Source organism: Segatella copri (genome assembly GCF_009494395.1).
GTDB lineage: Bacteria > Bacteroidota > Bacteroidia > Bacteroidales > Bacteroidaceae > Prevotella.
In genome coordinates, this window is record NZ_VZCB01000079.1 from 181,961 (window position 1) to 202,345 (window position 20,385).

Sequence of the window (20,385 nt, forward strand, 5' to 3'; positions counted from 1 at the left end):
TTATTGATTGGCATGAGAGTCTATTAGTAATCACTAATCACTATAAAATAATCAATAAACACGATGTTAAGGTTTATATCCTGGAATGTAAATGGCCTGCGCGCTTGCGTTGGCAAGGACTTCGAGAACCAGTTTAAGGCACTCGATGCTGATTTTTTCTGCCTGCAGGAAACAAAAATGCAGGAAGGACAGCTCGATCTGACCTTTGAAGGCTACGAGAGTTATTGGAACTATGCAGAAAAGAAAGGATACTCAGGTACGGCCATCTATACCAAGCACAAGCCTTTGAGCGTAAGCTACGGTATGGGTGTGGAAGAACACGACAACGAAGGCCGCATCATCACTCTGGAATATGAGCAGTTCTATCTCGTTACATGCTATACCCCAAACTCTCAGACAGAATTAAAGCGTCTGGATTATCGAATGACTTGGGAAGACGATTTCCACAAGTTTCTGAAGGCTCTTGACGCCAAGAAGCCTGTTGTAATCTGTGGTGACCTGAATGTAGCTCACGAAGAAATCGATATCAAGAATCCGAAGACCAACCGTCGCAATGCAGGTTTCACCGACGAGGAACGAGAAAAGATGACCATCCTCCTCAACGACGGCTTTACCGACAGTTTCCGTTATCTTCATCCGGAAGAAGTAACCTATTCGTGGTGGTCTTACCGCTTCAAGGCCCGTGAGAAGAACTCAGGTTGGCGTATCGACTACTTCCTGGTATCCGACAGCATCAAAGACAGGATAACAGAAGCCAGGATTCATACAGAAATCATGGGCAGCGACCACTGTCCTGTAGAAGTTGATTTAGACATCTAATCAGATATCCCTAGACAGACAAAAGATTCAGATATCAAATACAAAGGCAAAAGAAGGGCTGGCGAGATTTCGCCAGCCCTTTTCAGTTACGCACATATCAGAAAAAAGATGGGGATGTACCTTCCTCACGGAAGCCATCCCCATATTGGTCATATCAACATAAAATTTTAATTTATATAAGAGAGATTTTCTTTTATTTCAATGAAGAAACCTTTTCTAAGGTTTACTTATCTTACAAGAGCTGCTGAATTTCTGAGAGATTTCTCTTTTCAGTAGAACCATCCTTGTAAGTAACCATGAAGTAATTGTGAATAGACTTACCGTTCTTGAACTGAACGACAGCTACACCGCCTTCACGGAGCTGAAGAGTGAAGTAGCCCTCGCGCTTGCCATTGACATACTTGCCATGCCACTTCTCCTTGCCATTCTTATAGTAGGTAGTAACCTCACCATTGAAGATAGTATTGCGATCGTTACCGAGGTCTACGAAACTGTAGCCACCCTCAGCACGGAGATTACCATTCATATAGAAGTCTTGGAATACATCCTTCTTATTGATGCCAGTGCCAGTAGTCATCAGCAGTCTGTAATAACTAGCCTGACCTGCACTAGCTACGTTACTCATATTTTCTGCATAGTAAATAGTGTCAGCAACTACTGTTGCATTCTCTACGTGCTTGCGACCGAAAGCTGCTACAGTCATCAAAGCCATCAATGAGAATAATATAACTCGTTTCATATTCTTAATTTTTTAGATTGAATTTGTTGTTGTTTATTTCTTTTTTCTGGTGCAAAGATACAATGAATTTCTCAATGTTGTATATTCTCTTAACGCAATTTTATTTTATTTTTTACCCCAGTTTTACTTTTTCCGTGAAAACGTACACAGAATTACAATTTGTTATTTTCGCACCTCCAATTACGCACTTTGAAAGTAGCTACAAGAAATAATACCCTATTTTACCCATCATCTCTTTACATATTGTAAACTCATTTATCATTTCATATCGTATAAAAGAAACTTTTTTTTCATCAGAAACATAAACTTTTTCGCCCGTTTGCTAGCTTATGTTCATTTTATTTTGTACTTTTGCAGAAAATATATCATAAATTATATCATATAATAAGGTACACGCATGAAACATTTTGCAATTTTCATCATCATATTGGCCACACTTGGGCTTTGGTCTTGCAAAGACTCAGAGGGAACCATCGGAGATTCACCCATCACTGCCAACGGACAGGATAGGGATAGTGACTTCATTACGGGAGATGACTACATCTACCATCTCCCCGTCATATTCCATGTTTTCTACAAAGACAGCAAAAACCCGAAACAGTATATACCCAATGCCCGACTCAAGGAGCTGCTAGACAATGTCAACGAGCTATATCAAGGCAATGTATATAATATCAGTCTCGACACCATCGAGAGTGAGAACCTCCATATACAGTTCGAACTTGCCGAATACGACCTCAATGGAAAGAAACTGAAGACGCCAGGCGTAGAATACATCAAGATAGCAGAAGACTCCCTAGACTGTGAAGAGTTCATGCGCAGCAAGTCGAACGCCAAATACTCCTGGAACCAGAACGACTACATCAATGTGATGGTCTATACCTTCAAGAATACCGATGCAACGTCGACAACTCTTGGCATCAGCAATGTACCCTACAAGGTAGCCGGTTATCCTGATCTGGAAGGCTTGACCAACGGCAAGAATTATCCGCTCAGCAAGCCAAGCAGTTTCCCATACTGCGTATCCCTCAATGCCATCTATGTGGATAAGAAATACGAGGGTACCCGATATACGACCGACAAGAAGCAGAAGAATTATCAGTATAACACAGCAGATCCGAATGCCACACTGGCCCACGAACTGGGGCATTATCTGGGACTTTTCCACACATTCTCCGAAAAGCCAGACAAGAAAGACAAATCAGAGCCGGCTGATGACGATGATGATTCAGACTATTGCCAAGATACACCTAGCTACAACAGAATAGCGTATAACAAATGGCTCGTCAGCTACATGGCAGAAGCCAAAAAGATCAAGCCAGATACGACTTTCACGGTGAAACAACTTGCCAAACGCTCCAACAATCAGGGAAAAGAATGGCAGGCAGACAATCTGATGGATTACAGCATCTGCTACAGCATGCGGTTCACTCCAGATCAAGCCTATCGAATAAGACAGGTATTGTACTATTCGCCGCTCATTCCGGGTCCGAAGAAGGCAAGAACCACCACAAGAGCATGGAATGAGATGCCAGAAGAAGAATTCGACCTTCCGAATGTCTTGGCCAAGGGAAGAACCATCAGGCTGAAAGACATTCAGACCCGCACCTTCCATGGCAAATAAACAGATTCAATATCATCAAACAGCAGAATATAGAATATGAAATATACAATCAAGGCTCCAAGCCAACTCAACGCAAGCATCAACTTGCCTGCATCCAAAAGTATCAGCAACAGAGCGCTCGTCATCAGTGCGATGGCAGGAAGCAACATCCAGCCCGACAACCTGAGCGACTGTGATGATACAGAGGTGATTATTGCAGCCCTTAAGGATATGCCAGAGGTCATCAACATCAAAGCTGCAGGTACTGCCATGCGATTCATGACTGCTTACCTGGCTTCTACAGAAGGTGAACACACCATCACGGGTACCGAGCGCATGCAGAACCGCCCTATAGGCATTCTGGTAGATGCCCTTCGCTATCTGGGCGCAGACATCACCTATGAAAAGAAGGAAGGCTATCCCCCACTCCATATCAAGGGCAAGCCGCTGGAAGGAGGCCATCTGGAAATTGTGGGCAACATCAGTTCGCAATACATCTCAGCCCTCCTCATGATTGGTCCTATCCTCAAGAACGGAATGGAACTGAAACTGACAGGCGAAATTGCATCCCGACCATACATCGACCTGACGCTCTGGACGATGAGGGAATATGGCGCTGAAGCAGAATGGACTGATATGGATACCATCACCGTCAAACCGCAGCCATATAAAAGCACTCCTTATCAGATAGAAAACGACTGGAGCGCCTCTTCTTACTGGTATGAGATGATGGCCCTCAACAGCAATTCCAATTCCCTCATCAAGCTCGAAGGTCTGATGGACAGCTCCAAGCAGGGCGATTCGGTTGTGAAATACATCTTCAGTCTGCTGGGTGTAAAGAGTGAATTCGAAAGTCGCGATACCCTGAGCACTGTTACCTTGAAGGCGAATCGCTGCCTGTTGCCGAAATTCGAATATGATTTCACGGGCTCACCAGATTTGGCTCAGACCATCGTCGTAGCCTGCTGCGCCCTTGGTGTCAAGTTCAAGTTTACCGGTCTTGCCAGTTTGAAGATCAAGGAAACCGACCGTATCGAAGCATTGAAGACGGAACTGAAGAAGGTGGGTTATGTGATTCGCGATGAGAATGACAATACGCTCATCTGGGATGGTGAAACCTGCGAGCCTACGTTCGCTCCTATCGACACCTACGAAGACCATCGCATGGCTATGGCTTTCGCACCTCTCGCCTTCAAGTTTCCACAGATAGAAATCAACAACCCGGAAGTTGTGAGCAAGTCATATCCACAATACTGGGAAGACCTCAAAAAGGTGGGGTTTGAAATAAGTGAAGAGTGAAGAATTCAACAGCCTTTGCTAATCATAAAGTTCAAAGTTCAAAGCTCAAAGTTCAAAGTTCAAAGTAAATAGTAAATGCTATATTTAGTTTTAGCCTTGGTGGTATTAGGCCTGATAAGCGCCCTGTTCGGTATCTTCTCTCATCGCAAGGGAGAGGACGAGGAACCTTTGCAGGAAGGAGTATCGTGCAACACCTGCAATGGGGAAAACTCTAAATGCGAACAGGACTGCATGATGGAAGCTGCCATCAAGGAAATAGAATATTACGATGACGAAGACCTCGACCGGTTTGCTGGTCGGGAAGCCGATTCCTATACCGACGAAGAGGTGGAGGAATTCTCAGAGGTGCTCTATACGATGCAACCAGAAGAAGTAGCCGGCTGGAACAGAAGCCTCATCCTTCGGGGCATCAACCTTCCTAACCAGCTGAAAGATGAAGTCATCAACTTTTTAAGCTAGAATTTTACTGTTCAAACTTAAAAATTCAGCAGCTTCGCTAATTATAAAGTTCAAAGCTCAAAGTTCAAAGTAATGGATATACTGCAGTATACATTTTTCCAGAATGCGCTCATAGGAGCTTTCCTAGCCAGCATCCTATGCGGATTCATCGGAACCTATATAGTTACCCGCCGACTGGTTTTCATCAGCGGCGGCATCACCCATGCCTCTTTCGGTGGCATCGGAATCGGTGTATATGCGGGGCTCAACCCCATTTTCTCAGCCATGGCTTTTGCCATACTGAGTGCTTTTGGCGTACAATGGATTTCCAGGAAGAAAGACGTGCGCAAAGACTCTGCCATCGCCATGTTCTGGACATTGGGAATGAGCGTGGGCATCATCTGCTGTTTCCTTACACCCGGATTCATGCCCGATCTTCCCTCCTTCCTCTTTGGCAGCATCCTAGCCATCGATAGTGCTGACTTGTGGCTGCTGGGCGGTCTCACCCTCATCGTTGCGCTGCTCTTCACATTCCTGCTGCGCCCCATTCAGAACATTGCTTTCGACAGCACGTTTGCCAGGTCGCAGCACCTGCCCGTCACAGCCATAGAATATTTGATGATGACGCTCATCGCCATGACCATTGTAGCCACGCTGAAGATGGTGGGCATCGTACTCGCCATCAGCCTGCTTACCATTCCGCAGATGACCGCCAATCTCTTTACCAACAATTACAGGAACATGATTGCCGTCAGCATCCTGCTGGGATGGATAGACTGCCTGGTGGGATTATATGCCAGCTATCTGCTCAACGTGCCTTCAGGCGCCACCATCATATTCGTCAGCATCATCCTCTTTGCCCTCGCCAAGGGATATAAGATGCTCCGTCATTCATAAAGATAATATAATAAGGTGAAACAACAGAATACTTTTCATTACGCCCTAGGCTTTGTCTTCCTGACGATAGCCCTGATTCTTACCGGATGCTCTACGCAGAAGAATACAGCGCAGAGCAGATGGTGGCACGCCTTTAATGCAAAGTACAACACCTATTATAATGGTACACTCGCCTATATCGATGGTTCGCTGGAGAAAGAGACGGAAAACAAGGACAACTATACCGAGCAGATTCCGCTCTATACCGTGAGCAACAAGAACAGCCGGGAAATCGGCAAGGCCAACTTCGACCGCGCCATCGAGAAATGCGAGAAGGCCATCCATCAGCACAGCATCAAGCGAAGACCGGAATGGACCAAAAACCGCCGCAAGACAGCCAAAGACATCGAATGGCTGAGTCGCCGGGAATACAACCCGTTCCTCTGGAAGGCATGGATGCTGATGGGCCGTTCGCAGTTCTATCAGGGAGATTTCGAGTCGGCAGCCGCCACCTTTTCCTATATGAGTCGCCTCTACGCCACCCAGCCCGCCATCTACGGCAAAGCCCGGGCCTGGCTCGCCAAATGCTATATCGAGCAGAACTGGAATTACGATGCCGAAGACGTGATTCGCAACATGCTTCGCGATTCCATCCATTGGCGTGCCCAGAAAGAATGGGATTATACCTTTGCCGATTACTATATCCACACCGGCAATGCCGAGCAGGCCATTCCTTACCTCAGGGAAGTAATCAGCCACGAGATGCGCCGCAAGCAGAAAGCACGCGAATGGTATCTGATGGGACAGCTTCAGGCATCCATCGGCAACAAGAAAGAAGCCTATAAAGCCTTCAGGCACGTGATTCGCCAGAATCCACCTTACGAACTCGCCTTCAACGCCCGCATTGCCATGACCGAAGTGATGGCGAAAGACAATGCCGGCAAGATGATCAACAGGCTGAAACGAATGGCTGCCTCCGACAACAACAAAGAATATCAGGACCAGATATACTATGCCATCGGCAATATACACCTCAGCAGGAAAGATACCCTGCAAGCCATAACGGCATACGAGAAAGGCAATCAGAAATCTACCCGCAACGGAATAGAAAAAGGCGTCTTGCTGCTGCATCTGGGCGATTTGTACTGGACCAAGGAGAAATTCTCCGATGCACGCAGATGCTACGGAGAAGCCATCGGACTGCTGGATAAGGACAGAAAGGACTACCAGCAACTCGCCAACCGATCCAAGGTGCTCGATGAACTGGTGCCCTATACCGATGCCGTGCAGTTGCAAGACTCATTGCAGCAACTTGCCAGGATGAGCGAGAAAGAACGCAATGCTGCCATCGACAGGGTTATTGACGCCCTGAAAAAGAAGGAAAAGGAAGAAAGAAACAGAAAGGCGGAGGAAGAAGCGGAATCAACCCTCCGGCAGGACGGCGGCAACTTTGCCAACAACAACAACTTCGCCTCCAGCAACAGCCCGCAGAAAAACAATGAAAATAGCGCCAACACCCCTGCCAACGGGCAATGGTATTTCTACTCTCCGCTGACCGTAAGCCAGGGAAAGGCGCAATTCCAGAAACTCTGGGGCAAGCGAGATAACGTGGACAACTGGCAGCGCATCAACAAGACCGTTGTTGCCAACGCTGCCGGAGCTGAAGAGATGACAGATGAACAGAGAGACTCGCTGGCACAGGCTGCCGAACAGGAAGAATTACTCAAGCAGACTTCAGACAGTGCCGTCAACGATCCGCACAGACGCGAGTATTACCTGGCACAGATTCCGTTCACCCCAGAACAATTGGCTGAGAGCAACAAGCTGCTGGAAGACGGTCTGTATCATGCCGGAGTAATCTTCAAGGACAAGCTCGACAACCTGCCACTGAGCCGGAAATCCCTGCTGAGACTGGTCAACAACCATCCTGACTATGCACATCTGGATGACGCCTACTACCATCTGTATCTGCTCTATTCCAGAGAACGGAAACCGGAGATGGCACAGACCTATCTGCAGAAACTGAAGGCAGAATACCCGGAAAGCCAGTGGACTACCCTCCTTTCCGACCCATACTATGCAGAGAATGCCAAGCGGGGTGTGCAGATAGAAGATTCTCTCTATACGCGCACCTATCAGGCTTTCAGGGACGGGGAATATGACAAGGTGGAAAGGAACGCCCTGATATCCCGGAACCGCTTCCCTGATGGGGCAAACCGTGATAAATTCCTCTTCATCGGCGGCCTCAGCAAGCTGAACGACGGCAATATCAAGAGCTGCCTGGCAGACCTCAAGGAAGTGGTCAGCAAGTATCCCGACAGCCGTCTGAGCGAGATGGCAGGTATGATCATCAACGGCGTGGATGCCGGCAGACGACTCTATGGGGGCAAATTCGACCTCAACGACGTATGGACCCGCAGAAGCATAGAGCTCAACAACCGGGATTCCACCAGGCAGAAGGGATATAGCCCGGAACGCAATGCCAGCTTCGTGTTCCTCCTTGCCTACGATCCGGACAAGACCAACGAGCACCAGCTGCTCTTCGAGATGGCGAAGTACAACTTTACCTCCTACATGGCACGCTATTTCGATATCAATATCGAGGACTTGGAGGGACTGCATCGCATGCAGATTAGCGGTTTCAACAGTTATGACGAAGCCCGCCAGTACGCCAACGCCGTATACCAGCAGCCCGCCATCAAGCGTCTGCTAGGCAATGTACGTGCCTACGTCATCAGCGAGCCGAACCTGAAGCTCCTGGGTACCAGCCATACCTACGAGGAGTATGAGAAGTTCTACAGCAAGCATTTCGCCCCTCTCCCTGTCAGCAAGCTTCCATTGCTTCTCGAGCCTGCCGAAACAGCTCCAGCAGCAGAAGAAGAGCCTTCGACAGAAGAGGCTACTTCTGAAGAATCGCCCAAAGCGGAACAATCACAAGAAGATAACACGCTGACAGTTCCAATAACCCCACAGGACGAACCGCTAAGCAGCGGAGAACTCGAAGTAGAAGGCAAGAAGGAGGAGATTCCGGAAAAGAAAGACGACGGAATCCTCGTGATTCCAAACCAGAAGGAAAAGAAAGACGACGGAACCCTCGTGATTCCAAACCAGAAGAAAGATAAGAAGGAAGAAGATACCGGCATCTATTTTGATGACAGCAACTCTTCAGAAAGCATCGAACTGGAAGATGAATATTTCGAACTGGAAGGGTTCTAAAGAATTGCCCATAGCGCCTGATGCATAACCAATGCACAGCGCTATGGGCAAGTTTCGTTTATAATGAACAGAAGAATGTCACCAGGAACGGTACGGAGAAATCCACACAGAAACCATGGAAGATGGAAACGATGATGAAGCTCTCGCCCGAACTGCGGGTGATGATGGGCAACGTGGTATCCATCGTGGTGGCGCCACCTACGCTGATAGGTGCCAGTTTGCCGAAATACCTAGCCAGCAGCGGAGCACACAGCAGGGTGAGAATCTCGCGGCAGATGTTGGCAAGAAGGGCGATGGTACCCAGTTCTGCACCACGATACTGGGTGATGAAGATACTCGACAGCGAGTAGTATCCGAAGCCCGAACCGATGGCAAGACAGTCGCTGAGCTGGCGATGCCCCAATACCAGGGAGGCAGCAGCACATCCGGCAAGAGTACCCAGAATGGTCATCACCGGCAGCATCATCAGCCGGGGGTTCACCTTTCTGAAACTCTTCAATATAGAGGTATCGCAACCGATGCTGATACCCACGCAGAACATCAGGCAGCAGAGCGCATAATAGCTCACGTCGCTCGCCGGGAAGCTGGACGGAATCACATCACACAAGCCCACGATGATGCCCAGCACGAAGAAACCCACGATAATCAGACTACCTTTCATTTCCCAGCCTCCTTTCTGCAGACGTATCTCCACAATGCCCAGGCAAAGATTGCACTACCCAGACTTCCGGCTATCGTCAGCACGATGGCCTCAAGACCCAGAGTCTGCAGACCATTGACGATATGCGGGTTAGCCCCCACCTCGATACCGAGCAGGAACAGCAGCACCCATATCAGCGCCGTGATACCCCGGCCAATAAAACTCATTTTCCTGTTGCGAAGCAGATATCCCGTACCTATTCCGCACAACATAATCATTACAATCTTGAGCATTGTTTTCTTCTTTCTTCGTTTATTTTTCGTTTATTCATTACTAAATAATAATAACGGATTCCCGGTCTTTATATTATATCCTAACCCAAGAATACAACACTTTCAGCCCTATTAACATACTTTAATAGCAAGAATCGTTCTCCATTCAAGAATTCTTTGTACTTTAGCACCTTAAAAAAAAAGATACATTAATGAGCAACGGATTATTACTTTGGGTAGACGACGAGATAGAGCTTCTCAAAGCCCATATCATCTTTCTGGAAAAGAAAGGATACGAGGTGGTGACGGTGAGCAACGGGGCCGATGCCATCGACCAATGCAGGCAGCAGACCTTCGACCTCATCCTCCTCGACGAGATGATGCCGGGACTGAGCGGACTGGAGACCTTGCAGCATATCAAGGACATCCAGCCAGCCACACCCGTTGTGATGTGTACAAAAAGTGAAGAAGAAAACATCATGGACCAGGCTATAGGCTCCAAGATAGCCGACTATCTCATCAAGCCCGTAAACCCGAACCAGATTCTCCTGTCGCTCAAGAAGAATATACACCGAAAGGACATCGTGACGGAGGTAACGCAGAGCGGATACCAGCAGGACTACCAGCAGATAGCCATGCAGATGATGGACTGCCGCAACTTTCAGGACTGGATGGAAGTATACCGCCGGCTTGTGAAATGGGAGCTGGAACTGAGCGATACCGACAGTTCAATGACCGAGATGCTCTCCATGCAGAAGGAGGAGGCGAACATCGGCTTTGCCAAATACATCGCCAGGAACTATATGGACTGGGTAGACCCGAAGAATCTGGGCAAGGTGGTGGAAGGCAGACCCGTGATGAGTCCGGACATCTTCAAGACCAAGCTCTTCCCGATGCTCGACAAGGGCGAAAAGGTGTTCCTCATCGTGATAGACAACTTCCGCTACGACCAGTGGAAGATGCTGGCAAAAGACATCGGCGACATGTACGACATCGAGGAAGACATGTATATGAGCATCCTGCCCACAGCCACCCAGTATGCCCGGAATGCCATCTTCAGCGGACTGATGCCCAACAAGATAGCCGAAATGTTTCCGGAACTGTGGGTGGACGAAGACGAAGAGGAAGGCAAGAACCTCAACGAGAAGCCGCTCATCCAGACGCAGCTGGACAGATATCGCAAGCACTACAGCTTCAGCTATCACAAGGTGAACGATTCGGCTGGAGCCGACAAGTTCCTGGAGCATTACAATGAATGCAAGGGCAACGACCTGAATGTGCTCGTCATCAACTTCATCGACATGCTCTCGCATGCACGAACCGAATCCAAGATGGTAAGGGAGCTGGCGAATACGGAATCTGCCTACCGCAGCATCACCCGGAGCTGGCTGCGCCACTCGGTACTGGCAGAGCTGTTCAAGCGGCTTGCCCAGAGCGATTTCAAGGTAATCATCACCACCGACCATGGCAGTATCCGCGCATCGAAGCCCATCAAGATTGTAGGCGACCGCAATACGAACACCAACCTGCGCTACAAACTGGGCAAGAACCTGGCGTATAATGCCAAGGAAGTATTCACCATCAAGGAGCCCCACAAGGCACAGCTGCCTGCTCCTAATCTGAGCACTGCGTATGTCTTCGCCTACGGTGATGCCTTCTTCGCCTATCCGAACAACTATAATTATTATGTGTCTTACTACAAGGACACCTTCCAGCATGGTGGCATCTCGATGGAGGAAATGCTCATTCCGCTCATCACGCTGACACCGAGAAAGAGATAAGCAAAGACTCCAGCAGCCTTAGCTAATCATAAAGTTCAATGTTCAAAATTCAAAGTTCAAAGTAAATATATGAAGATTAAGATTGATTCATTAGACAACATCCATGTAGCTGCCAGGGAATTTCTGGATAACATGGGCGACGGCAAGGTCTTTGCCTTCTATGGCAAGATGGGTGCCGGAAAAACAACATTTGTCAAAGCTATCTGCGAAGAGTTGGGAGTAGAGGATGTCATCACCTCTCCTACCTTTGCCATCGTCAACGAATATACCGCTGGTAATGGCGACCCTGTCTATCACTTCGATTTCTATCGCATCAAGAAGCTGGACGAGGTATACGATATGGGCTATGAGGACTATTTCTACAGCGGAAACCTCTGCTTCCTGGAGTGGCCGGAGCTGATAGAAGACCTCCTGCCAGAAGACTGCACCAAGGTGACTATCACCGCCGAGGAGGATGGCAGCAGAAGCGTAGAATGGTAAGAAAAATACGTCCCGACGCAGACTTTACTACGTCCCGACGCAGTTCTCAGTACGTCCCGACGTAGCACAGTCTGCGTCGGGACGTATTTTCATACCCCTCGTGATGCAGTTGCCCGCCCCTCGCCGTGCAGCTACAGCCCACTCGTAACGCTACCCAACGGGCATGCAAAAAGTGACAAAGTCACTCGTCACTCGTCACTTTTTGTTTTTTGCACATTGTACACCCCTTATTATTATATATCCTTATTATTATGAGGTATTATGATAAATACAATATGTATATTATAAATATATATGATGAATAATATTTATATTTATTATATATATTATTATTATCTATTTATCATAATCCCTCAATAATACACCTATTATTAATAATAAGGTCCTTAGGAAACAAAAGATGCAACATGCACTAAAAATGAAAAGTGACGAGTGACGAGTGACTTTGTCACCTTCTGCCAACAAAAAAGCACCTGACCAGAGACGGAAAATCTCCAGCCAGATGCTTTTAACCATTTCGCTTTCAGGATTTTACAAGAGAGCCTGGAACTTCTCAGTCAGGGTTGCCTTTGATGCAGCACCAACGAACTTGTCTACCAGCTGACCACCCTTGAAGAAGAGGATAGTAGGGATGTTGCGAACACCAAACTCCATAGCGATGTCGTCATTCTCCTCTACATCACACTTACCAACAACGATTTTACCATCAAACTCCTCAGCCAATTCTGACACGATAGGAGCAATCTGACGGCAAGGACCACACCATGTAGCCCACAAATCTACTACCAATGGCAACTCGCCATTCTTGTAACTCTCGAAATTCTCTGTTGTAATTGTTACTTCCATTTTCTTTACTTTTTGTTTTATTTATGATTGATATTATCTGAGTATATTCACTAGTTAATCTGATAAGACATCTTCGGGTTGTCGTTCACGAACTGAATCAGTTCCCGGCTCACTCCTATCGCCCTGTCCTGTGCACGCATCGTAAAGTTGGTGTTGGTCTCAGAGTCATGAATCTGTATGAAGAGCTGCGCATGGCCCTCATCGTTCTCAACCAGCGTCTTGAGGTCGTTCACCAGCGTATCATCAACGATAGAACTGTCGATGGAAATCGTAAACTTCTCCAATCTGTTCTCCTTCACGGTCTGCAGATATTCCACCGTACTGATCTTGAAGTCGAGATAGTTGCTGTTGCCATAGCGGGCTACGCACTTTGCCGTAACAAAGATGGTACTTCCCTCCACCATGACGCCTCGCCAGGTGCCCCAGTCCTCACCGAAGAGAGCCAGTTCGCCCGACCCCTCAAAGTCTTCGAGGGTAACGAATCCACAAGGCTTTCCGGTCTTGGTAAACTTGGATTTCACCTCGGTGATGATGCCGCCGAAGACGATGTCTTCCTTCTTGGCAAGCGCAACCTTGTCGCCCAGCTCCGCACAATGGGTATTGCAGAGGTTGTTGAGGATAATCTCATAATCATCCAGCGGATGAGCCGAGAGATAGATGCCCACCAGCTCGCGCTCCCTGTTCAGTCGCTCGATGGTGCTCCAGCCTTCCACCTCAGGAATAGGCGGAGTGGCTATCTCTACTGCTTCGGTTCCTCCGAAGAGCGATGTAGCCGCCTCCTGCTGCTCGCGCTGATAGAGCTGGCCATAGCGCACCAAGGTATCGAGGAAGGTCTCGCCCTTGCTGTTCTTGCCGAAGAACTGCTCACGGCGGATGCCGAAGCTGTCGAAACCGCCACTCAGCGCCAGGGTTTCGAAAGCCTTGCGGTTAACGCAGGAGAAGTCTACACGTTCTGCAAAATCGAAGATGGTCTTATAGGGACCGTTCTTCTCCCTTTCTGCCACGATGGCATCGGCAGCCGGAGCTCCCATACCCTTGATAGCAGAAAGACCGAATCGGATTTCGCCATGTTCGTTCACACCGAAGGCACGGTAACTCTCGTTCACGTCAGGTCCCAGCGTCTTGATATCCATCGACTGGCACTCCTCCATCAGCTTGGTGATTTCGGTAATCTGGGCAAAGCGGCGGGTCATCAGCGCTGCCATGTATTCGGCTGGATAGTGAGCCTTGAGATAAGCCGTCTGATAGGCTACCCACGAATAGCAGGTGGCATGCGACTTGTTGAAGGCGTAGGAAGCAAACTTCTCCCAGTCGCTCCATATCTTCTCCAACACCTTCGGATCGTGTCCGTTCTCCTGTCCCTGCTTGATGAATTTAGGCTTCATTGCATCTACGATTGCCTTCTTCTTCTTACCCATCGCCTTACGGAGGGCATCAGACTCACCTCGGGTGAAGCTGGCAAGCTGACGGGAAAGGAGCATCACCTGCTCCTGATAGACCGTGATGCCGTAGGTATCCTTCAGATACTTCTCCATGCACGGGATATCGTAGGTAATCGCCTGCTTACCGTTCTTGCGGGCGATGAAGTCAGGGATATAGTCCATAGGACCCGGACGGTAGAGGGCATTCATGGCGATGAGGTCCTCAAACACCGTAGGCTTCAGCTCGCGGAGATACTTCTGCATGCCAGGCGACTCAAACTGGAAGGTTCCGATGGTCTGTCCGCGCTGGTAGAGCTGATAGGTCAGCTCATCATCGATAGGGATGGTATCGAGGTCTACCACGTCGCCCGTGGTCTGCTTGATGACCTTGCATGCCTCCTTCATCTCGGAGAGGGTCTTCAAGCCCAGAAAGTCCATCTTGATGAGTCCGGTGGTCTCGATGACGTGACCGTCGTATTGGGTTACTGCCGTCTTCAGTCCCGGAAAATCAGGGTCATCGGCAGTAGATACAGGCACCCAGTTGCTGATAGGGTCTCGGCAGATGATGAATCCGCAGGCATGGATACCCGTGCCACGGATGGTGCCCTCCAGCATCTTGGCATATTTGATGGTATTGCTCTCGCGGGGATCGGTGGAGTATTCTGCCTCTCTCAGCTCCGGCGTATACTTGATGGCATTGGGAAGATTCATCTTCGCGCCGTCAGGCAGTCGGTCGGGAATCGCCTTGCAGAGCGCATTCGCCTTGTCGAGCGGCAGCTTCTCCACTCGGGCCACGTCCTTGATGGAGTTCTTCGTTGCCATCGAACCGTATGTAATAATGTGGGCACAGTTCTCATGACCGTACTTATCCATTACCCAGCGCAAGACCTTGCCTCGTCCATCATCATCAAAGTCGGTATCGATATCAGGCAGGTTGACACGGTCAGGGTTTAGGAAACGCTCAAACAGGAGGTCGTACTTCAAAGGGTCAATCTTGGTAATGCCCAGGCAATAGGCCACCACGGAACCAGCCGCAGAACCACGGCCCGGACCCACCATCACGCCCAGTTCCTCACGAGCCGCCCTGATGAAGTCGCTCACGATAAGGAAGTAGCCAGGGAAACCCATGGTCTTCATCACGTGGAGCTCGAAGTTCACATGCTCGTCCACGTTCGCCGGCAGCGGATCTCCATAGAGCTGCCTGGCTCCCTCGTAGGCAAGATGGCGCAGATACTCGGCCTCAAACTTGATGCGGTATATCTTGTCGTAGCCGCCCAGACGGTCAATCACCTTCTGTCCTTCCTCCGGCGGCAGCTGATTCTCGCCGTTCTCATCGCTGGTGAATTCCTTGTAGAGGTCTTCCTCTGATACCTTCTGGCGCAGTTGCTCCTCGGTACCGAAACTCTCAGGAATCGGGAAGAAAGGCATGATTGGTCCGTGGTCGATGCTATAGATTTCCACCTTGTCAAGCACCTCCAGCGTGTTAGACAGTGCCTCGGGAATATCCGAGAAGACGTCATTCATCTCCTGACGGGTCTTGAACCACTCCTGCTTGGAATATCGCATACGGTTAGGATCGTCCAGGTCCTTGCCGGTAGCTATACAGAGCAGGTGGTCGTGGGCCTCAGCCGTCTCCTTGTCCTCGAAGTGGCAGTCGTTGGTGCATACGAGCTTGATGCCGTATTCCCTAGCCATCTCTATGAGCACCTTGTTGGCCTTCTGCTGCAGCTGGAAAGCCTCGCGGTTGGCCAGGAAAGGAAGCGGTTCCTTCACCTCATGGCGCTGAAGCTCCAGATAGTAATCGTCGCCAAAGAGATTATGATACCACTCGCAAGCCTCGCGGGCTCCCTCGATGTCGCCATGCAATATCTTAGACGGAACCTCACCGGCAATACATGCCGAACAGACTATCAGATCCTCGTGGTATTTCTCCAGGTCGGCACGGTCGGTTCGCGGACGCATATAGTATCCATCCACCCAGGCATTACTGACCAGCTGGATGAGGTTCTTGTATCCATTATAGTTTTTGGCAAGCACGATGAGGTGGTAACCACTCATATCGCCCTTGTCCTTCTCACGGTCTTCCTTTCTTCGGCGGGCCACGTACATCTCACAGCCAATGATAGGCTTGAAGGGCTCCAGTCCCTCTTTCTTGCGATCCTTGTTCACCTTGGCGCAATAATCCGTGAGTTCCTTAATACCGAACATCACACCATGGTCGGTAACAGCCATACCCTTCATGCCGTCCTTGATGGCCTTGTCAACGAGATGCGGAATCTTAGACTGACCGTCGAGGATGGAATACTGGGTATGCACATGTAAATGAACAAAATCTTCCATTAAACGTTCTAAATTTCAAAATTTGAGTCCAAAGTTACGGCTAAAAGTTGATATTCCAAAAGAAAAAAGAGAAAAAATTGAAAAACATAAAAGAAACGCCCAAAAAATTTGCTAAAACGACAAAAATACAGTACCTTTGCACCAATAAAAACTTAATCCTACCTTATGGGACAAAAAATAAAGAAACTGAAAAAGATAAGACTGCATCGCGAAGGCACCGATCAGCTGGTGGGCGGAGCGATAGCGTTAGTAGCCATTGCGGCAATATTATGGGGAGCTTTTGACACCAAAATTCCATTCTGGATTTTCCTGGTTGTCTTCGGTGTGGTTTACTGCATCGTGCTCAATTTCTATCGCTGCCCTATCCGCTACCTGAACGTAGAGGATACTGAGAAGCTCGTCGTAGCTCCTGCCGATGGCAAGATTGTGGTAATAGAAGAAGTAGATAATGCGCCATATTTTAATGACAAGCGATTGATGATTTCCATCTTCATGAGCCTTTGGAACGTACATGCCAACTGGTTCCCGGTAGACGGAAAGGTGAAATTCGTAAAGCATGTGGATGGCAACTACCACAAGGCTTGGCTGCCTAAGGCAAGCGAGGAAAACGAGCATGCCGACGTCATGATCACTACCCCTGAAGGCGTAGATGTATTGTGTCGTCAGATTGCCGGTGCCGTAGCGCGCCGTATCGTAACTTATGCAAAGGAAGGCGAAGAGTGCTATATCGACGAGCACCTTGGCTTTATCAAACTGGGTTCACGTGTGGATGTTTACCTGCCTCTCGGAACAGAAGTATGTGTGAAGATGGGACAGTCTACCACGGGTGACCAAACCATCATTGCAAAATTGAAATAAAAAATGAGCATGAAGAAACATATCCCTAACACGATAACATGCTGCAACCTGATATCAGGCTGCATTGCTACATCGTTTGCCTTCGGTGGAAATCCAGAGATGGCTTTGTTGTGGATAATCATTGGAGCCACCTTCGACTTCTTCGACGGTATGAGTGCACGTCTGCTGCACGTTTCATCACCTATCGGCAAGGAGCTGGATTCGCTGGCTGACGACGTAACCTTCGGCGTGGCGCCTGCCACCATCGTATTCTCTCATCTCCAGGTGATGGAATACCCAGAGTTTCTGGAGCCGATGCGCCCATGGCTGCCTTATGCAGCCTTCATCATCGCAGCCTTCTCGGCATTGCGACTGGCCAAGTTCAATCTTGATGAGCGCCAGACCACCTCTTTCATCGGGGTTCCTACTCCAGCCAACGCCCTGTTCTGGGGCTCGCTGGTAGTATTCAATCCTGCCTGGCTTACAAACCTGAGCTGGTCAGTATATCTGGTTCTGGCTCTCATCCTCATCACCAGCTACCTGCTGGTATGCGAGATGCCACTGTTTGCCCTGAAGTTCAAGCAGTGGTCGTTCAAGGGCAATGAGGTGAAATATGGTTTCGCAGGCTTTGCCGTGGCAATTCTTGCCCTCTCGGTAGCAGACGAGGGCGCAAGAGGATTCCTGCAGGGCTGGTGGATCATCATCCTGATGTATGTTCTCCTCTCTGCCATCCTATTCATGAGAAAGAAATAAAGGATTTAATCAGATAAAACAAAAGGCTTACTCCCCAGACAGGGAAGTAAGCCTTTTATCGTTTGCCGGGACTGGCAGATTAATTGTGCACAAGCGTACCAATCTCCTCACCGTCCATCACCTTCTTCAGGTTACCTACAACATCCATATTGAATACGTAGATAGGAAGGTTGTTCTCCTTACACATGGTAGTAGCTGTCAGGTCCATAACCTTCAAGCCCTTTGTATAAATCTCATCGTATGTAATGTCGCTGAACTTGGTTGCGGTAGGATCCTTCTCCGGGTCGGCAGTATAGATACCGTCCACACGGGTACCCTTCAACATGACATCAGCCTCAATCTCGATACCACGGAGAGAAGAGCCGGTATCAGTAGTGAAGTAAGGACTGCCTGTACCGGCAGAGAAGATGCAGATATAGCCATCCTCCATAGCCTCGATAGCCTTCCACTTGGTATAGAACTCACCGATTGGTTCCATGCGGATGGCTGTGAGCACCTTGTTCTTGACGCCCAAAGCTCCGAGCGCACTACTCAAAGCAAGAGAATTGATAACTGTAGCACACATGCCCATCTGGTCGCCCTTCACACGGTCGAAACCCTTCTGGCTGCCACTCAATCCACGGAAGATATTGCCACCGCCGATAACGATGCCAATCTGCACACCCATCTCGTGAACTTCCTTGATCTGCTTAGCATAATCACTCAAGCGCTCAGGGTCGATACCGAAGCTCTGCTTGCCCATCAGGCTCTCACCGCTCAACTTCAAAAGAATTCTTTTAAACTTTGCCATAAATATTTTGTTAAATGTTTATTGTTTAATGTTTACTTCAGGGATTAAGTATTTATCAGAAACTTGATTTCGCCGAATGCATACGAACGAATCACTCCCTTCTTGTCGTGAAGGATAAGATGACCATCGTCCTCAACCTCAACGAAGGCTCCCTCGAACTTGCCATCCTTGTCCTCATACCAATGATAGCCCTTGCGACGGTAGAGCGAAAGATGGTAGATGCCCGACACATCCATATAGTCGGCACGGCGCAGGAGCTCATAGTATCTGCAGAAAGCCTCAATCACCTTCTGCAGCACCTCTTCCCTATCCACCTCATGCCCCAGGATCTGAGCCAGAGACACAGGGTTAGGTGCATCGCTCCTGAACTCCATCTGATTGATATTGATGCCGATGCCGAAGATGCAGCGCTTGATGCCCCTGGAATCGATAGACGTCTCTATCAGCGTACCACTGATTTTCCTGTCCTTCCAATACACATCGTTAGGCCACTTCAGCGTAAACCCGTCAGCATAGGAATCCAGGGCATCCTTGATGGCAAGGGCTCCCACCTCGGAAAGCAGGAACTGCTGACGAACCGGCACCCACACAGGGCAAGCCAACATACTGAACAGGAGGTTCTTGCCCTCCTCGCTCTCCCAGGTATGCGTGCCCTGTCCCCTGCCGGCTGTCTGGAAATCAGCCACGGCAATGGTGAGTGCAGTCTCATCGTATGAACTTAATTCCTTCAGGAAGCGATTGGTAGAATCCACTTCCTTCAATCTTATTATCTTCTTTTCCATTTTATCTTTTTCCTAATATAGATAATGTACAGACCGTACTTATATACATAGGTACACCCCTCATGACATGATTACAGTATCAGCATCGGATTGAAGGCATCCTTGAGATGTTCGAGGCACTTCACCTGATGGCCTACACCTACCACAGCGATGATATCGAAGCGCAGTTCCTTATCCACCTGATGCTCCTTGACATAAGCATTGGCAGCTATCGCCAGATTGCGCATCTTTCTGCCATCAACAGCTTCCTCCGGCCGCTGGTAATCATCACCGGAACGGGTCTTCACCTCTACCACCACCAAGGTCTTTCCATCTGGCGAAAGAGCCAGGATATCCAGGTCTCTCTTGCCTATCTTCCAGTCCCGGTCGATGATAACATAGCCTTCGCCTTCAAGGTAAAGAGCCGCCTCGTCTTCTCCCCATGCACCTAATTCATTATGCTCTGCCATAGTC

The 20,385-nt window shown here is 48.8% G+C and carries 18 protein-coding genes; 10 read left to right on the forward strand and 8 right to left on the reverse strand.

The features are described from left to right. Positions 1-63: 63 nt before the first annotated feature. Entirely contained in the window at positions 64-819 is a 756-nt protein-coding gene (locus tag F7D73_RS10430; RefSeq protein ID WP_153124491.1) for an exodeoxyribonuclease III, read from the forward strand. Between the two features lie 232 nt (positions 820-1,051). Here the strand turns inward: F7D73_RS10430 and F7D73_RS10435 are convergent, their stop codons facing one another. After that, on the reverse strand, positions 1,052-1,558 hold the full coding sequence (locus tag F7D73_RS10435) for a hypothetical protein (protein WP_153124493.1): 507 nt from the start codon (positions 1,556-1,558) through the stop codon (positions 1,052-1,054). Positions 1,559-1,955: 397 nt separating this feature from the next. Here F7D73_RS10435 and F7D73_RS10440 point away from each other — a divergent pair, with 397 nt between their 5' ends. The 5 genes from F7D73_RS10440 to F7D73_RS10460 all read left to right on the forward strand — a co-directional run bounded on the left by F7D73_RS10440 (position 1,956) and on the right by F7D73_RS10460 (position 8,990). Then, entirely contained in the window at positions 1,956-3,182 is a 1,227-nt protein-coding gene (locus F7D73_RS10440; protein ID WP_153124495.1) for a zinc-dependent metalloproteinase lipoprotein, read from the forward strand. A gap of 36 nt (positions 3,183-3,218) precedes the next feature. Next, positions 3,219-4,460 (forward strand): 3-phosphoshikimate 1-carboxyvinyltransferase, encoded by a 1,242-nt coding sequence (locus tag F7D73_RS10445; RefSeq protein ID WP_153124497.1) that lies wholly within the window; start codon positions 3,219-3,221, stop codon positions 4,458-4,460. A 75-nt stretch (positions 4,461-4,535) separates the two neighbouring features. After that, complete coding sequence (locus tag F7D73_RS10450) at positions 4,536-4,919, forward strand: hypothetical protein (protein ID WP_153124499.1); 384 nt, start codon at positions 4,536-4,538, stop codon at positions 4,917-4,919. 72 nt (positions 4,920-4,991) lie between these two features. Beyond that, positions 4,992-5,795: a metal ABC transporter permease gene (locus tag F7D73_RS10455; protein WP_153124501.1), complete on the forward strand. Its 804-nt coding sequence runs from the start codon at positions 4,992-4,994 to the stop codon at positions 5,793-5,795. A gap of 15 nt (positions 5,796-5,810) precedes the next feature. Then, a complete protein-coding gene (locus F7D73_RS10460; protein ID WP_367383714.1) occupies positions 5,811-8,990 on the forward strand; it encodes a tetratricopeptide repeat protein in 3,180 nt (1,059 codons plus the stop codon). A 58-nt stretch (positions 8,991-9,048) separates the two neighbouring features. Here the strand turns inward: F7D73_RS10460 and F7D73_RS10465 are convergent, their stop codons facing one another. Both F7D73_RS10465 and F7D73_RS10470 read right to left on the reverse strand, forming a co-directional pair. Continuing rightward, a complete protein-coding gene (locus F7D73_RS10465; RefSeq protein ID WP_153124503.1) occupies positions 9,049-9,651 on the reverse strand; it encodes a lysine exporter LysO family protein in 603 nt (200 codons plus the stop codon). Then, the gene (locus F7D73_RS10470) at positions 9,648-9,923 is read right to left on the reverse strand and encodes a LysO family transporter (RefSeq protein ID WP_153124505.1); all 276 of its coding nucleotides are present in this window, start codon (positions 9,921-9,923) and stop codon (positions 9,648-9,650) included. The genes F7D73_RS10465 and F7D73_RS10470 overlap by 4 nt, the downstream gene beginning before the upstream one ends. Before the next feature lie 191 nt (positions 9,924-10,114). Between F7D73_RS10470 and F7D73_RS10475 the strand changes: the two genes are divergently transcribed. Both F7D73_RS10475 and tsaE read left to right on the forward strand, forming a co-directional pair. After that, positions 10,115-11,683 carry a bifunctional response regulator/alkaline phosphatase family protein gene (locus F7D73_RS10475; protein ID WP_153124507.1) on the forward strand — a complete coding sequence of 523 codons (1,569 nt, stop codon included), beginning with the start codon at positions 10,115-10,117 and terminating at the stop codon, positions 11,681-11,683. Between the two features lie 69 nt (positions 11,684-11,752). Then, positions 11,753-12,163, forward strand: coding sequence for a tRNA (adenosine(37)-N6)-threonylcarbamoyltransferase complex ATPase subunit type 1 TsaE (gene tsaE / locus F7D73_RS10480; RefSeq protein ID WP_153124509.1), 411 nt, complete (start codon positions 11,753-11,755; stop codon positions 12,161-12,163). A gap of 531 nt (positions 12,164-12,694) precedes the next feature. Here the strand turns inward: tsaE and trxA are convergent. Next, a complete protein-coding gene (trxA, locus tag F7D73_RS10485; protein WP_153124511.1) occupies positions 12,695-13,009 on the reverse strand; it encodes a thioredoxin in 315 nt (104 codons plus the stop codon). A gap of 50 nt (positions 13,010-13,059) precedes the next feature. Beyond that, entirely contained in the window at positions 13,060-16,770 is a 3,711-nt protein-coding gene (gene dnaE, locus F7D73_RS10490; protein ID WP_153124513.1) for a DNA polymerase III subunit alpha, read from the reverse strand. A 165-nt stretch (positions 16,771-16,935) separates the two neighbouring features. Here dnaE and F7D73_RS10495 point away from each other — a divergent pair, with 165 nt between their 5' ends. Beyond that, complete coding sequence (locus tag F7D73_RS10495) at positions 16,936-17,628, forward strand: phosphatidylserine decarboxylase family protein (protein WP_153124515.1); 693 nt, start codon at positions 16,936-16,938, stop codon at positions 17,626-17,628. A gap of 3 nt (positions 17,629-17,631) precedes the next feature. Next, positions 17,632-18,360 (forward strand): CDP-diacylglycerol--serine O-phosphatidyltransferase, encoded by a 729-nt coding sequence (pssA, locus tag F7D73_RS10500; RefSeq protein ID WP_153124517.1) that lies wholly within the window; start codon positions 17,632-17,634, stop codon positions 18,358-18,360. Positions 18,361-18,439: 79 nt separating this feature from the next. On the opposite strand, the gene pyrH is transcribed toward pssA, so the two are convergent. The 3 genes from pyrH to F7D73_RS10515 all read right to left on the reverse strand — a co-directional run bounded on the left by pyrH (position 18,440) and on the right by F7D73_RS10515 (position 20,381). Continuing rightward, entirely contained in the window at positions 18,440-19,150 is a 711-nt protein-coding gene (gene pyrH, locus F7D73_RS10505; RefSeq protein ID WP_153124519.1) for a UMP kinase, read from the reverse strand. A gap of 44 nt (positions 19,151-19,194) precedes the next feature. Further along, complete coding sequence (locus F7D73_RS10510; protein ID WP_153124521.1) at positions 19,195-19,932, reverse strand: biotin--[acetyl-CoA-carboxylase] ligase; 738 nt, start codon at positions 19,930-19,932, stop codon at positions 19,195-19,197. Positions 19,933-20,003: 71 nt separating this feature from the next. Continuing rightward, positions 20,004-20,381 (reverse strand): YraN family protein, encoded by a 378-nt coding sequence (locus F7D73_RS10515; RefSeq protein WP_153124523.1) that lies wholly within the window; start codon positions 20,379-20,381, stop codon positions 20,004-20,006. Positions 20,382-20,385: the final 4 nt, after the last annotated feature.

What these genes read in the sequence shown, in the direction of transcription:
- F7D73_RS10435 (WP_153124493.1), bottom strand. Translation starts at nt 1,558, where the DNA reads ATGAAACGAGTTATATTATTCTCATTGATGGCTTTGATGACTGTAGCA.
- F7D73_RS10465 (WP_153124503.1), bottom strand. Translation starts at nt 9,651, where the DNA reads ATGAAAGGTAGTCTGATTATCGTGGGTTTCTTCGTGCTGGGCATCATC.
- F7D73_RS10510 (WP_153124521.1), bottom strand. Translation starts at nt 19,932, where the DNA reads ATGGAAAAGAAGATAATAAGATTGAAGGAAGTGGATTCTACCAATCGC.
- F7D73_RS10470 (WP_153124505.1), bottom strand. Translation starts at nt 9,923, where the DNA reads ATGCTCAAGATTGTAATGATTATGTTGTGCGGAATAGGTACGGGATAT.
- tsaE (WP_153124509.1), top strand. Translation starts at nt 11,753, where the DNA reads ATGAAGATTAAGATTGATTCATTAGACAACATCCATGTAGCTGCCAGG.
- F7D73_RS10440 (WP_153124495.1), top strand. Translation starts at nt 1,956, where the DNA reads ATGAAACATTTTGCAATTTTCATCATCATATTGGCCACACTTGGGCTT.
- pyrH (WP_153124519.1), bottom strand. Translation starts at nt 19,150, where the DNA reads ATGGCAAAGTTTAAAAGAATTCTTTTGAAGTTGAGCGGTGAGAGCCTG.
- F7D73_RS10515 (WP_153124523.1), bottom strand. Translation starts at nt 20,381, where the DNA reads ATGGCAGAGCATAATGAATTAGGTGCATGGGGAGAAGACGAGGCGGCT.
- F7D73_RS10445 (WP_153124497.1), top strand. Translation starts at nt 3,219, where the DNA reads ATGAAATATACAATCAAGGCTCCAAGCCAACTCAACGCAAGCATCAAC.
- F7D73_RS10455 (WP_153124501.1), top strand. Translation starts at nt 4,992, where the DNA reads ATGGATATACTGCAGTATACATTTTTCCAGAATGCGCTCATAGGAGCT.
- F7D73_RS10430 (WP_153124491.1), top strand. Translation starts at nt 64, where the DNA reads ATGTTAAGGTTTATATCCTGGAATGTAAATGGCCTGCGCGCTTGCGTT.
- F7D73_RS10450 (WP_153124499.1), top strand. Translation starts at nt 4,536, where the DNA reads ATGCTATATTTAGTTTTAGCCTTGGTGGTATTAGGCCTGATAAGCGCC.
- F7D73_RS10495 (WP_153124515.1), top strand. Translation starts at nt 16,936, where the DNA reads ATGGGACAAAAAATAAAGAAACTGAAAAAGATAAGACTGCATCGCGAA.
- pssA (WP_153124517.1), top strand. Translation starts at nt 17,632, where the DNA reads ATGAGCATGAAGAAACATATCCCTAACACGATAACATGCTGCAACCTG.
- dnaE (WP_153124513.1), bottom strand. Translation starts at nt 16,770, where the DNA reads ATGGAAGATTTTGTTCATTTACATGTGCATACCCAGTATTCCATCCTC.
- trxA (WP_153124511.1), bottom strand. Translation starts at nt 13,009, where the DNA reads ATGGAAGTAACAATTACAACAGAGAATTTCGAGAGTTACAAGAATGGC.
- F7D73_RS10475 (WP_153124507.1), top strand. Translation starts at nt 10,115, where the DNA reads ATGAGCAACGGATTATTACTTTGGGTAGACGACGAGATAGAGCTTCTC.